The 14,205-nt window shown below is 60.4% G+C and carries 12 protein-coding genes; 9 read left to right on the forward strand and 3 right to left on the reverse strand.

Features of this window, described 5'->3' with window-relative positions; all coding sequences use genetic code 11:
• The 8 genes from VMT30_08660 to VMT30_08695 all read left to right on the forward strand — a co-directional run.
• A partial coding sequence (locus tag VMT30_08660; protein HVQ44998.1) for a hypothetical protein occupies positions 1-1,789 on the forward strand: 1,789 nt, incomplete at its 5' end.
• Between the two features lie 95 nt (positions 1,790-1,884).
• The gene (locus VMT30_08665; GenBank protein HVQ44999.1) at positions 1,885-2,706 is read left to right on the forward strand and encodes a PrgI family protein; all 822 of its coding nucleotides are present in this window, start codon (positions 1,885-1,887) and stop codon (positions 2,704-2,706) included.
• Positions 2,696-3,430 (forward strand): hypothetical protein, encoded by a 735-nt coding sequence (locus VMT30_08670; protein ID HVQ45000.1) that lies wholly within the window; start codon positions 2,696-2,698, stop codon positions 3,428-3,430. Before VMT30_08665 ends, VMT30_08670 begins: the two co-directional genes overlap by 11 nt.
• Entirely contained in the window at positions 3,430-5,307 is a 1,878-nt protein-coding gene (locus VMT30_08675; protein HVQ45001.1) for a conjugal transfer protein TraC, read from the forward strand. The genes VMT30_08670 and VMT30_08675 overlap by 1 nt, the downstream gene beginning before the upstream one ends.
• Positions 5,307-8,678 (forward strand): hypothetical protein, encoded by a 3,372-nt coding sequence (locus VMT30_08680; GenBank protein HVQ45002.1) that lies wholly within the window; start codon positions 5,307-5,309, stop codon positions 8,676-8,678. Before VMT30_08675 ends, VMT30_08680 begins: the two co-directional genes overlap by 1 nt.
• The gene (locus VMT30_08685; GenBank protein ID HVQ45003.1) at positions 8,668-9,924 is read left to right on the forward strand and encodes a phage tail tip lysozyme; all 1,257 of its coding nucleotides are present in this window, start codon (positions 8,668-8,670) and stop codon (positions 9,922-9,924) included. The genes VMT30_08680 and VMT30_08685 overlap by 11 nt, the downstream gene beginning before the upstream one ends.
• A 2-nt stretch (positions 9,925-9,926) precedes the next feature.
• Positions 9,927-10,568 carry a hypothetical protein gene (locus tag VMT30_08690; protein ID HVQ45004.1) on the forward strand — a complete coding sequence of 214 codons (642 nt, stop codon included), beginning with the start codon at positions 9,927-9,929 and terminating at the stop codon, positions 10,566-10,568.
• On the forward strand, positions 10,565-11,188 hold the full coding sequence (locus VMT30_08695; protein HVQ45005.1) for a hypothetical protein: 624 nt from the start codon (positions 10,565-10,567) through the stop codon (positions 11,186-11,188). Before VMT30_08690 ends, VMT30_08695 begins: the two co-directional genes overlap by 4 nt.
• Here VMT30_08695 and VMT30_08700 read toward each other — a convergent pair.
• Positions 11,185-11,454: a hypothetical protein gene (locus VMT30_08700; protein HVQ45006.1), complete on the reverse strand. Its 270-nt coding sequence runs from the start codon at positions 11,452-11,454 to the stop codon at positions 11,185-11,187. The genes VMT30_08695 and VMT30_08700 overlap by 4 nt on opposite strands.
• Positions 11,447-12,508 (reverse strand): DNA replication/repair protein RecF, encoded by a 1,062-nt coding sequence (locus tag VMT30_08705; protein ID HVQ45007.1) that lies wholly within the window; start codon positions 12,506-12,508, stop codon positions 11,447-11,449. Before VMT30_08705 ends, VMT30_08700 begins: the two co-directional genes overlap by 8 nt.
• A 76-nt stretch (positions 12,509-12,584) precedes the next feature.
• On the opposite strand from VMT30_08705, the gene VMT30_08710 reads away from it, so the two are divergent.
• Positions 12,585-12,974 (forward strand): helix-turn-helix transcriptional regulator, encoded by a 390-nt coding sequence (locus VMT30_08710; protein ID HVQ45008.1) that lies wholly within the window; start codon positions 12,585-12,587, stop codon positions 12,972-12,974.
• On the opposite strand, the gene dnaN is transcribed toward VMT30_08710, so the two are convergent.
• Positions 12,971-14,080: a DNA polymerase III subunit beta gene (dnaN, locus tag VMT30_08715; GenBank protein HVQ45009.1), complete on the reverse strand. Its 1,110-nt coding sequence runs from the start codon at positions 14,078-14,080 to the stop codon at positions 12,971-12,973. The genes VMT30_08710 and dnaN overlap by 4 nt on opposite strands.
• Positions 14,081-14,205: the final 125 nt, after the last annotated feature.

A 14,205-nucleotide genomic window follows, 5' to 3' on the forward strand; every position in this document is an offset into this window, starting at 1 on the left:
GGGCGCCGTTGAGACCCACGAAGCCGCCCTGCGCCAAGCCCCGGTCGAAAAAGCCCGCAACGACGCCTACAACGCCACCCACGCCCGCGTCAAAGCCGCCGCCATTGCCGCCGGCCGAGACATCAAAGACGCCGAAAAGGAAGCCGCCGAGGCTGGCACGCGAGCCGGCAACGCCGCCTACGCCGCCAAAGAGAAGAAGGTCAAGGACACCCTCGAGACCGGTACCCCCACCGAAATCGCCGCCATGCGCGCCGAAATGGAGCAGTCGGCCATTACCGCCCAAGGCACCGCCGCCTACGAGTCGGCCGTCGACCAAGCCGTCGCCGCCGACGCCAAAGTCGCGGCCTTAAACCAAGCCGCCGCCTCCCCCAACCGCCTCGAGGCCGCCCAGCGCCTGGCCGTCAGCACCGAGTCCCAAGTGGCGTCCATCGCCGCCCAGCAAGGCGCCGACCGCGAGCGCTACGAGCTCACCCGCCCCGGCCAGGCGCTCAACCGGAGTTTCCAGCAGGCGGAGGCCGGCGCTGGCCGGCGCGCCCAATCGCAAATCCTCGCCGAACGCGCCGAAGAAGCCGGCAACGACCCCAACCTTGTCGAGCTCGACCAACTCGAACTCGACGAAAATAACGTCCCCGTCCCCGAGCGCGATTCCGCCGGCAACCTCATCCTGGAGCGCGATCCCGCCGGCAACTACATCCCCGACGTCACCGAGCCGGGCGGGTTTGCCGTCCAATACAAAGTCGCCAAAGACGCTGCCGGCAAGCCCTTAAAAATCCGCGACCGCATCAAGAGCTTTGAACCCGATATGAACAACATTTTGCAGCTCGAGCGACAAGCCGAAAACGCCTTCAAGTCAAATCAACACGACAAGGGTATCGCCATCATGAACAGCCTCGGCCGTACCAACCAAGGCCGCGACGCCATGCGCCGCATCCAGCACCGCGTCTTTGGCCGTACCGAAACCCAAACCGTCGACCCCACCCTCCTCGGCGGCATGGCCCGCGAACTCTGGGAACAGAGCCGCTCCGGCGTATCGGGCGAGGTCGCCCGCGACTTCTACGTCCCCGTGGCCGCCGGCTACGACGGCTTCCCGTCCGAGGCCTACGCCGCCTCCGGCTGGACCACCAAGCGCGACTACCACACCTACGTCACCCAACACCTCGCAGACCAACCCGCCCTGGCCGATGCCGCCGTTGGCAACATGCTCTCCATGCTCAGCAACCCCGACCTGGTCAAAAAGATGGACGCCGACAACTGGCAAGAAATGTACCGCTTCATCCAAGACCCCAAGATCAACGAAATTCTGGCCGATTACGACGCCAAAGACTCCAAGGGTACTCCAATCAACACCACCGAGATCATGAAAACCGTCGAGCAAAACGGTAGGGTTCAAGGTGGCGGTGGCAAAATCCAAGCCCTCCTCGGCGGCAACGCCATCCTCACCGCCGACCAGGCCACAGCCTACAATGCCCATCCACCCGACCCCTCCACCGGCCTGCCCACGAGCGTCGCCGCCGGCGCCACCGTTCCCAAAGCCGCTCTCTACAATGCCTACCACCCCGACGCCCCCAAACGCGAATGGGAATACGCCCGCGTCTTCGACGACACCACCGCCAAGATATACAACGAGGCCCACACCCTCAGCCCCGGCGACCCCGATTACGCCGTTCCATACAAAACCAACATTCCGCTCGTTCCCGATCCCACCGACACTACCGGCAAGCGCAAAATCCTCCCGCCCGAACTCGACGTCATTAATCGCCGATTCGCCAACGACCCCGTCGCCGCTTAGCCGCAACGCTTGGCCCCCAACGCCATTTAGCGTAAGCTTAATGCAGTTAGTTGTGAGGTACCGCGGCGCATTCCCGAAATGAGCCGCACCATCCTATGGGTCAATACAAAGTCCCACAAGACGTCGAAGCCGAAGACAAAATCCTCGGACCGCTTACGTTCAAGGAGTTTATCTATGCCCTCATGGGTTTTGGCTGGGCAGTGCTATGTTTTGCCATCTTTCGCACCATTCCCGCCCTCATGGTGATCGTTGGCCTCCCGCCCGCGCTCCTACTCCTACTCCTTGCGTTCTACAACCGTGACGGCCAAAGCTTCGAACAGCTGCTCATCGCCGGCGTCCAATACTTTGCCGCCTCGCGCCGCCGCGTGTGGACCAAAGACGACCTCATCGAAACCTTCCACATCAACCCCACCATCCACGCCGCCGAAGCCACCCAGCGCAATTCCGTGGAGGTGCGCAGTGAGCTCGAAAAACTCGCCAACCTCATCGACTCGCGCGGCTGGAACCACCCCCCAGAGGAGGCTTCGGCCCAGGCTTTGCCCATCACCGCCCACACCGACCGCATGGTACCGCCTCCGCCGCCCACACCCCACGCGCCCGAAGACATACCCGAAGACATCCTCGATCTCCAGCAGAGCCCGCTCGCCCAAAACCTGGCCGAGCTGCTGCGCACCGCCGCCGAGGACGTCCGCGAGGAAGCCATGCAGCAAATGACCGGCAAAGCCGTCAAACCCGCCGCCGCCAATGCCCCCGCCCCGATAAGCACAAGCGGCGTGACAGCCGCACCCGCCAGCGATATACTACAACTAGCTACGCAGAGTGATGAATTGTCCGTCTCGCAGATCGCCGCCCAGGCTACCCGCCGGGTACAACTGCCTGATGGTCAAACGGTGGAGATTCCTATCAATGGCAGCTAACGCCAATGCACATACCGGCAAAAGTGCCCAAGACACCCTCCTGATCTCCGAGATCAAGGACGGTATTGTCGTGATGAAAGACGGCTCACTCCGAGGCGTCATTCTCGGCAGCGCCATCAACTTTGACCTCATGAGCGGCGGCGAGCAAGAAGCCGTCGAAGGCGCCTACCAAGGCTTCCTAAACTCGCTCCACTTCCCGGTCCAGATCGTTATCAAAAGCCAACGCATCGACATCACCAGTTATCTCGAGAAGCTCGACGGCCTCCGCGCCGAACAACCCAATGAACTCCTCGGTTCGCTCATGGAAGACTACATCGCCAACATCCGATCACTCGTCGAGGAAGTAAACATCATGGACAAACAATTCTACGTCGTGGTGCCGTATTTCCCCGTGATGGCGGCCCAAAAAAATCGTAACCTCATCGAAAATCTCAAAGCCGCCTTCGAGCCCACACCCCTCATCACCGTCACCGAGGAGGACTTCCACAAATACAAGCAGGAGCTTTCCCAGCGCATGGCCCTCGTAGCCAACGGCATGAGCCAAATGGGCCTGCGCGCCATCTCGCTCGGCACCCAGGAGCTCGTCGACCTCTACTATTCTTGGTACAACCCCGATGTCGCCGCCAACCAGAAGCTCATCGATGTCGCCCAGATCGGCACCCCGTCAGTCACCAAAGGCGACGGCTCCGCTCCGCGCGGACCGCTACCGGGGTCACCAGTCTAATGGCACTTTTTGGCAAAAAAGCCCCCAGCATCGACCAATCGCAACTTGAGCAACTCCAAAAGGTTCAGGAGCAGCGCGAGGCCGACATTATTTACCGCCAGGGCATCGTCACCATGCGCGACCTCATCGCGCCCCCCAGCATCGAAATCGAATCCGGCTACTTGCGCCTCGGCAAACGCTTCTGCAAGACCATCTACGTCTACGGCTACCCCCGCCAAGTCTTCACCGGCTGGCTGTCGCCCATTATCAACCTCGACGAGCTCATCGACATCTCGCTCTACATTTACCCCGTAGAGAGCCAGACCGTGCTCACCAACCTGCGCAAAAAAGTCGGCCAGATGGAAGCCAGCTACACCATCAATCAAGAAAAAGGCCTCGTGCGCGACCCTGGCCTCGAAGCCGCCATCCAAGACGCCGAGGAACTCCGCGACAAACTCCAAGTGGGGGAGGAGCGCTTCTTCCGTTTCGGCCTCTACCTCACCATGTACGCCGAAACGCTCGAAGACCTCACCCAGGTCACGCGCAAAATCGAAGGCATCTTCGGCCAATCGCTCGTGTACACCAAGCCCACCACCATGCAAATGGAGCAGGGCTTCAACTCCACCACGCCCATCGGCACCGACCAGCTCCAGATCAGCCGCAACATGAACACCGGCGCCCTCTCCACCAGCTTCCCCTTCACCTCCAGCGAACTCTCGCGCAACGAGGGCATCCTCTACGGGCTCAACCGCCACAATAACGGCCTCGTGCTCTTCGACCGCTTCTCGCTCGAAAACGCCAACATGGTCGTGTTCGCCAAGTCCGGCGCCGGTAAGTCGTTCGCCATCAAGCTCGAGGCCTTGCGCAGCCTCATGATCGGCGTCGAATGCATCATCATCGACCCCGAAGACGAGTACCGCCAGCTCTGCGAAGCCGTCGGCGGCACCTACTTGCGCCTCAGCCTCGCCTCCGCCACTCGCATCAACCCCTTCGACCTCCCGCGCGTCTTCGACCAAGACGAGGCCGACAACGCCCTGCAGGCCAACATCATCTCGCTTCACGGCCTCCTGCGCCTCATGATGGGTGGCGCCACGGTCAACAACTCCACCGGCGCCACCCTGTCGAGCCCCATCACCCCCGGCGAAGAGGCCGACCTCGACGCCGCCATCATCAACACCTACGCCCGCGCCGGCATCACCCGCGACCCGCTCACCCACGGCGCCACCCCGCCCACCATGAACGACCTCTACAACACCCTAGCCTCGATGACCGGCAACGGCCCCAGCCTCGCCCAACGCCTGCGCCAATACACCACCGGCACGTTCTCCGGCATCTTCTCCGAACAATCCAACGTTGAGCTCGACAACCCCTTCCTCGTCTTCAACATCCGCGACCTCGAAGACGTCCTGCGCCCCGTGGGCATGTACATTGTGCTCAATTACATCTGGAACAAGGTCAAATCCGACCGCCGCAAGCGTATGCTCATCGTGGACGAAGCCTGGCAACTCATGAAGTACGACGACTCCGCCAACTTCATGTTTAGCCTCGCCAAACGCGCCCGCAAATACTACCTCGGCCTCACCACCATTTCCCAAGACGTCGAAGACTTCCTGGGCAGCAAAATGGGGCGCGCCGTGGTCGCCAACTCCAGCCTCCAGCTCCTGCTCAAACAAGCCCCATCGGCCACCGACATCGTCGCCGAAACCTTCAAGCTCACCAATGAAGAAAAAAACCGCTTAAGCCAATTCCCAGTAGGGGAGGGCCTGTTCTTCGCCGGCCTCAACCATGTCATCATCCGCATCCTCGCTTCCGAAACCGAAACCCAGCTCATCTCCACGAATCCCGGCGCCGCCCCCGCCTCCGCCGAATCCTCCGAAGCGCCGCAGGAGACCACATAATGGCTGGCACCGGCTTCAGATCGGCTGGATCCCGGTCCAACGGCGACCTCCGGCCCAAGCTCAACACCAAGCTCAATCTCCCGTCGTCCGACCAAACCTCCAACACCTCCCAGCCGGCCAGCACCCCCAGGCCGACGGGGGAGTATGCCCAGTCGCCCAAGATCGATAAGCCCACCCCTCGCCTCCACATTGAGCCGCAAATAGCCAAATCCAGCACACCCCCGAGCAAATTCGCCCAAAAGCCCAAAACCGCCGCCCCTCGAACCTACGCGCCACCGCCAGCAACCCAAGCCCCAACCACTGCACCCCTAGGCCGCCAAGTCATGCTCGACGCGCCCCCAAAAACCGAAGCCGCCGCCCCTGCGCGCCCCATAATGTTCGTTGACGACCCCAAACAAACCCAATCCTCCCCGCAAACCACCGCCCCTAGCCCCACCAACCAGACCAGAGCCACTGCCCCGGCCGGACCTCGACAGTCTCTCGCCAGCCCCCCCATCAAAACCGGCGGCCCCGCCACCAAAACCACCAACCCGTCCCCGCAGAACAAGCCCGACCCCTACAAATTCGGCGGCACCCCCAAAAGCGCCGCCGGCAACCGCTTCGCCAATTACATCAAAAAACACCCCAAGGGCGTTATTTACGGCGCCGTCGCGCTCGTTTTTGCGCTTATTTCGGCCGTGATCACCATTATCAGCATCCCGTTCCAGATTCTCCACATGGCCAAAGCCGAGCTCGAAGCCAAATTTGGCCCCAAGGTACGCCTCGAGCGCAAAATGTCACTGCGCAGTTTTTCCAAACTATTTGAACTCAAATCTGCCGAAAACGGCGGCGCCACGCCACGCGAAGGCTTCCTCAGTCGCAAACTCAAGCTCACCCCGCTCGACAAATTCACCAAAACGCTCGCCAACGAAAACCTCAAGCTCGAGTTCGACGCCCATACCGGCCGCCTCACCGGCATCCGCAACACCTCCACGGGCGAATTGCTCAAAGATTTTTCGGAATCCTCGTTCCTCGACCGCCGCAAAGCCATCGGCCAACTCGTCACCGACCGCATCGCCCCCTGGCGCGTCCTCAAACGCGTACGCTATCTCGACGTCATGCGCTACCACGGCCGCGTCTCGTTTAAGTTTTGGCCGAAAGAAAAAGTTCAAGACGTCAAAAAACTCCTTAGCGAAAAGATTACTCATGGCGCCACCAACGAAGAACTCCTCAAACCCGGCCAGGCCCCCGACCCCAGCGACACCCACCCAGCCGACCCCAAAAGCGCCGGCGACGCCAGGGACGGCGTACAGGCCGTCGAAGACACCTTTGCCAAAACCGGCAACAAACTCGCCGCCCTCAGGGCGGGTGCCAAGGTCATCAGGGAGAAAGGCGGCAAATTCTTTGGTCTCACCGCCATTCTGGCCCTCGTCTGCACCATTCGTGAGGTCGCCGCCAACGCCGCCACCGAAGGCTTCATCAAGCGCGTCGACGAGCTCGAACGCATGGGCAACCTCCTGCCCACCCTCTCGTCTCAACTCGTCACCGGCCAAAACCTCGACATCGACAAATTCGCCCAGGTCATGGAAATCTACGAGGGTGACGCATCCGCCGACCAAAACTCCCTCGACCGCAAAGCTTGGGACCAATCCGCCGCTGCCAAACGGCTGGCCGGCGATCCCGTCGTCACCGATGCCACCAGCAAATACTTCAACCCCGACTTTAGCGAAGCCAGCAGCCCCGACGGCTTCGCCCTCCAAAAAATCGTCGATCGCGTCAACGCCGTCATGGATGTCTCCGGCGTTGGCTTCCTATGCAAAGTGGTCACCGGCGTCACCGGCTGGATCATCCAAGGTATCGAGCTAGCCTCGGCCCTCCTCACCGCCTCCGCCTCGGAGATAGCCGTCATCGCCGCTCAAGCCGCCATCCAATATTACATATTTACCGAAGCCCTGCCCAAAATCCTCTCCGCCGCCGCCAACATCGCCATCACCGGCGTCGAAAACTCCGTCGACATGTTCAACAACGGCGACGCCGGCCTCCAGCTCTCGGCCGAAGACTACACCCGCAACTACGGCGGCCGCCAAATCAGCGACGACGAGCAGCTCGCGCTCGTCAACGCCGCCCACAACGATCAAGTCCAAATCGCCCGCGAAAAAGGCTGGTTCTACCGCACCTTCGACCTCAACAACACCGACTCTATCGCCGCCGGCATACTCATGAAGGTCCCCCAAACCCCCCAGACCGCACTGGCCGCCCTCACCAGCCTGCCCAAAAACCTCACCTCCAACCTCGGCTCCATCTTCATGGGCAGCATCAAGACCGCTCACGCCGCCGATCTCGACAGCGTCAACCCCTACCGCTTCCAGTTTTATGGCTTCACCGAAGCCGAAATCGACAAATACCCCGACATGATCGCCAACGAAGATTACCTGGGTCAAGCCATCCCCGGCACCGACAAAACCCGCCTCTCGGTCCTCGGCGACCCCACCGAGTACGCACCCGCCAACGGCGACGACACCAACATGGACGACCTCATGCACTGCTTCGTCAACGCAGCCCGCGCCCCACAGGAGCTCGAAAAAGACGCAATCTGTAAGGGCATCGGCATGGTCACCGGCGTCAAAGGCAGCGGCAGCCGCACCGACAACCCCGGCGACACCGTCGTTCAAAAAATCTACGACGACAACGGCCTCGGCATCACCGCCAACGACGACTTCCTGCGCTACCGCATGGAGCTCTTCTACGTCCACATCGTCCGCGGCATCAACTGCGCCGCCACCGACGAACCCTGCTTCCAGGGCAGCGGAGCCGCCCCCGCCCCCACTACGCCAGCCCCCTCCGCAGCCTGCCAAGCCAGCGAGGACCTCATCGACTGCGCCGCCCGCCTGGCCACCGCCATCCTAGGCAACCCCAACATCGACCCCGTCGGTGCCCGCGGAGACCTCCAAGCGGCAGCCGCCAAGCAAGAAATCAACAACTCCTCATCCTGCAACAGGCCAGCTCACCTCGACCCCAATCTTCTCTACGCCCTCCAGCAAACCGCCAGCGCCGGCGGGTTCAACATCAGACTCTCGAACATCATCACTCCACACCGCTGTGACAGCCTCTCACACCCCAAAGGCAAAGCCTTCGATGTCGACAACCTCGTAGACGCTCAGGGCCGCAACAGCAACGCCGGCCACGCCAGCCCGCCCGGCACCCCCGCCGACGGCGAAAACCCCGCCGTCGACAAAGCCTTCGCCGAATACATCGCCAACCTCTTGCCCAACGGCGGCGGCGTCGCCCAAGCCGTAAAATGCTTCCCGGCCAACATCCCCGCTACCATTCACAGCGGCTACGATGAATGCTCCCACATTCATGTCACCACGGATGCCAGCAATGACAATTAAACGCCTCTTCGCCGCCGCCCTCCTCACCCTCGTTACGCTCATGCCAGGAGGGGTCCACGCCATCACCACCGTCGACGAAAATTCCCTCATCAACGACAGCATCTACTATGTGGAAAACGACGCCGACTGCAACGCCCTCGCCAGCGGCACAGGCCTTGGCACGTTAGCCGGGGCAGACAACCGCCAAAAAATCTGGAACTGGCTCCGCAGCAAGAGCCTCAGTGCCGAACAAGCCGCCGGCGTTATCGGCAACATGTTCGCCGAATCCGGCTTCAACCCAGCCCGAAACCAAGGCTCCGTACTCGGCGCCCACGCCTGGGGACTGGCCCAGTGGGACGGCGGCCGCCGCGACGCCCTTCTGCGGCTCGTTCGGGCCGACACCACCCTTGCGCCCCTCTACGATATGAAATTTGCCGGACCCACCGACGTCTCCACCGGCTACATCCCCGACGGCATGACGGTGGCCCAAAACGACGCCCTCATGCTCCTTGAGCTAAATTTTCTCTACCAAGAAAGCAACAACCGACCCGTCACCGCCACCGGTTTTGGCAGCGGCGACGACGAATGGTCCGTTTTGCTCCAGCAAAAAACCGTCCAAGATGCCACGGTGTTTTGGCACAACAACTTTGAAGTCTCCAATGACACTCCCGCCGAAGTCATCCACAACCGGGGCGGTGCGGCCCAAGAAGCCTTTGATGCCTACAACAGTGGCATCGGCGTAGGCGGCAGTACCGGGGGCCTCAATTGCGAGGACAGCGTCGCCGCCCCCACCGGCAACTTCCCCGAGATCTTACTCAGCTACGCCTGGCCCGACTACCGCGGCTCAGGCTACACCACCAAAACCCCGGGATACAATGCCGCCGTCAAAGCTGCCCAGCAAAAAGGCGTCTACGTGGGCGGCTTCAACGGCGTCGATTGCGGCGGCTTTGTCACGCTCTTCATGATCAATAGCGGATTCGAGCCCACCTACAACTACTCCGGCATGGCCGGAGCCGGTGGCACCCCCACGCAGCTCGCCTGGGCCCGGGCCAACTGGCAGTCTCTCGGTCCCGCCTCGTCCATCAACCCAGCCGACCTCGAACCCGGCGACGTCGCCATCAAAAACGGACACACCTTCGTGTGGGTTGGCGATATCCCTGGATTTGGCGCTAAGATAGCATCAGCCTCACTCGGCGACCGGTCACCCATGGCCGACACCGCCCAAAGCCCCACCGAAGCCCCTTTTGAATGGTTTAGAAAGAAGTAGCCATGAACAACCCCCGTACCAAAAAAAATCTCCTCTATGCCAGTCTCGTAATCGGCGTAATTCTCATACTGGTTGGCGCCTACCTCAGCCTCACCCCCGGCGCCACCCAATCCGGAAAAGTCGCTGTAAAAGTCTACCTGGTGCCCACCGACGCCGCCCTCAAGATAGACGGGAAAGCCGCCAAAGCCGGCACTGCTTACCTTGATCCTGGCAAACACACCGTCACCGCTGCCCGCGACGGCTTTGCCTCTGCCTCTACCGGCTACGACTTCACCGCCGGCCAGACTGACGCCGCCATCGACATTGCGCTCATCCCGCAAACCAACGCCGCCCGCGTTTACGCCCATGATCACGCCAATCTCTACCAAGAACGAGAGGGCAGAGAAGCCGCCCGCGACGCCACCTTTGGCAAAAACTTTGCCGGCAAAAACCCCATCGTCAAACAATTACCGTACAAGAATTTCCTCTACACCATCGGCTACCGCCTTGACCCAACCGACCCCACCGGCAACTCCATCGTCATCGAGATCGATTCGCCTACCGGATACCGCAACGGAGCCGTCGAAAAAATCCGTAGCTTCGGCTTCGATCCCACCGATTTCAAGATCATATTTCGTGATTACCAGGATCCTTTTTCATCATGAATAGAAAAACCATCATCGCCATATCAGCTGTGGCCGTCGGAGCCATCGCGCTCTTCGCCGTCAGCTACCGTCTCTCGCTCAAAACCGTGACCCTCAACATTACCCAGCCAAATATCACCATCACCATCAACCGCATCGACAAAGACAAGTCCACCAAAACCGCCTCGCTCACCGCCACCGGCAACGTCTCGCTATCCAAAGGCACATACACCGCCGTTCCCGCGGGTACCGACGCCAACACTACCCCCATTCCGTTCACCGTCGGCGACAATAACCTAACCCTCGAAATCCACCCCGGCTACTCAAACGCTTATCTCGCCAAACTCCTAAGCACCCAGCAGGCGGCCATCACCGCCATTATCGCTGCCGCCTACCCCAAGGCCCTCACGGGCTTCAAGCGAGGCAGAGAACAGCTCTACAAAGACGGCGACTGGTACGGAACTACCCTCATCCAAAACCCGCCCCATCCCAAAGAAAACGGCGATGTCTACCGCCTGGTCCTGCATCGCGAAAACGGCCAATGGAAAATCGCCACCCCACCCCGCATCATTCTCTCCGCCAAAGAATTCCCCGCCGTTCCCATCGAAATCCTGCGCGATATCGACCAGCCCAACAACTAGCTCAACTGCCCAATACTAATCGCCACCCGCACGCCCTCCAGCCGCGCTGCCGCCAGCAGTTCCACCTGCCGCAGGCGCAGCTCGCCGGCCACGCTCGCGCTGGCCGTCACCAGCCGCAGCACACCTTGATGCAGCCGCTTGGCCCGCACCAGCCCCGGATACCACGCGTCGAGCACCGTCTGCACACTCGCGAGCACATCCTCGCGCTCCATGCCCAGCTCCCGACGCAAACGCTCAAACTGCTCTGCATAATCCGCGTTAAGCATGCGCCGCCGCTTCTGTCGCGATGAGCTGGTGTGCCGTCCGAAATTCCTTGGTAATCGCGTCCGCATCGGTCGTAGTCACCAGCGTCTGGTAACCCTCCAGCCGGTTGAGCAGATATCCCCGCCGCTGCCGATCAAGCTCGCTAAACACGTCGTCGAGCAAGAGTAGGGGACGAATCCCCGTGCGCTCCTCTGCATACCCAAGCTCCGCCAGCTTCATTGCAAGCACCAATGTCCGCGTCTCACCCCGCGACGCCACCCGCGTAATGTCATTGTTTTTAAAATGAATTTTGAAATCTTCCCGGTGCGGGCCAATAGTCGTAAACCCCGCCGCCAAATCGCGCGTCAGGTTGCGGGCCAGGGTTTCCAAAAATTGTTCCTCGTAAACCCCGGTCACACTCGGCAGGTATTCAAACGCCACCTCCACCGATTCACCCGCAATATCCCGGTAGAGAAGGGGAGTAGCCTCCGCCAGCACCGCCAAAAGCCGCCCGCGCGCCCCATAAATCTCCACCGCCAGCTCCGCCAGCTTCACATCCCACCCAAATATCTGATCCCGAATCCGCCCCACATCAAACCCATCCAGCAAGGCATTGCGCTGCTTGAGCACTCGCCGATACTGCTGTAGCGTCCTCAAATACGCTCGGTCGGTTTGCGACAACAAAAAATCCAAGTACCGGCGACGCCCCTCCGGTGCCCCCGCCACGAGCTCCAAATCCGTCGGCTCAAACAGCGTCACCTGGATCTGCCCCACATGTCCCACCAAGGTGCGTTTCACCCCATCGTGCGTAATCTTTTTTTCACCATCCCCATACCCAAGGGCGTACTCCGTGTCCTCAGTCCGCCCCACAATCCGAAAATAATCCTCCCCATGCCGCACCAAATCCCGATCCTTCGCCCGAAAACTTCTCGTCGACGCCAGCACATACAAACCCTCGAGCAAATTGGTTTTGCCGCTCGCATTCGGCCCCACCACCAGCGTCACATCCGGATGCAAAGCAAACCGCGCCGTCTCATACGACCGAAAATTCGTCAGCTCCAGCTCGCGCAGCATCATAATCCCATTGTATCTGATTTATCCCCCAAACCCGCCGACCCCGTCCCCGAACACACCCACCTCAAAATGCCACACTATGTATCCTCACTCTCATTTACCCGCACCCCTACAGCCCGCCGAGTTCTACCTCTTACTCGCCCTCAACCGAACCGAAGCTCATGGCTACGCCATCAGAGCCATGATCGCCAATCTCTCATTGGGAAGTGTTCGCATCCCCGACAGCAACATCTATCGTCTCATCCACAAACTTGCCGACGAAGCCTACATTGAGCCAACGGGGGATAAGCCCACCGCCAAAACAGGCACGCCTCGCACACACTACACGATCACCACACACGGCACCCTCCGCTTAAAAGAAGAGTTAATTCGTCTCGATCACGCCCTCAAGGTCGCTCAAAACGCCAGCCTCATGCAAGACGATACCCCGATCGACATCCAGCGCCTCATCCTCGACGCGCAAACCTAAGTCCGCAGCGGCATCACAATATGAATATAGTCGTCCGTCGCCCCCTCGCCGGCCGGCGAGATCACGCATGGGCTCAGCTTGCCGCTCATGGCCACGGTCACCATCGCACTCTTGGTAGCCGTCAGCGCATCCGTCAAATACCGCGCGTTGAGCGAAATCTCGCCGTCCTCGCCGCTCACCTCACACTCCGCCGACGACGTATTGCCCCCCACCTCCGAGTCGTTCGAAGCCACGCTCACTTCGCCCTCCAGCTTCACCTCGAGCTTCACGCTGCCGGCACTCTCACGAGCAAACAAGCTCGCCACCTTGGTAATCCGCGCCAACTCCGCCGTCGCAATATCAAACGAAGTCTCCGCCTTCTCGGGGATAATCTTCCGGTACAACGGAAACTGCCCCTCGATCAGTCGGCTCACCAATTCCACGTCGGCAATCCGAAACATCACCTGGTTCTCATCCACATAAATCTCCACCTCGCCCTCAGACTCGCCCAGAAGCTTCACCAGCTCCTGCATCGTCCGAGCCGGCACCAGCACTGAAAACGCTTCTGGTGCGCCCTCCGGCAGCTCCAGACGCTTCTCAGCCAACCGGTACGAATCGGTAGCCACCACAAACAGCGATCCATCATCCACATACATATACACGCCGGCCAACACCGGCCGCGCCTCGTCCGCCGACGCCGCTACCACCACCGCCGCCAGCGCGTCCCGAAACACCGGCGCCGACAGCGTGAGCACCGGATCGGTTGTCACCGTGGGAATCACTGGAAACTCATCCGCCGAAATACCATTAATCTTCGATTCGTAGTGCGGGCTCTTCACGGTCAGCACATTATCCACGCCCGAAAGCTCAATGTTGCCATGCGGCAAGCTCGACACAAACTCCGCGAAGAGGCGAGCGGGCACCGTCAGCGATCCCTGCTGATCCACCTTTGAGCCAATCCAGTAATTAATCCCAATCTCCAGATTCGTCGCCGACAGCCGCAAACGATTCCCGTCCGTCGCCAATAGCACGTTAGAGAGCACGGGCAAGCTAGCTCGCGCCGACACTACCCGTCCCACACTACCCAGCGCCCGAGACAAATTCTCTTGTGTCAGACTTAGTCTCAACTTATCCTCCCCTTCGCAGCCTTTATCTCATTATACAGATATATATAAAAAGTAATCATCATAATCATAAGCCCTGTGCATATTGGGTAAAACTCAGTTTTTGGCTTACCGGTGCCGTTAAATGC

Source organism: Candidatus Saccharimonadia bacterium (assembly GCA_035544015.1).
GTDB lineage: Bacteria > Patescibacteriota > Saccharimonadia > UBA4664 > UBA4664 > UBA5169.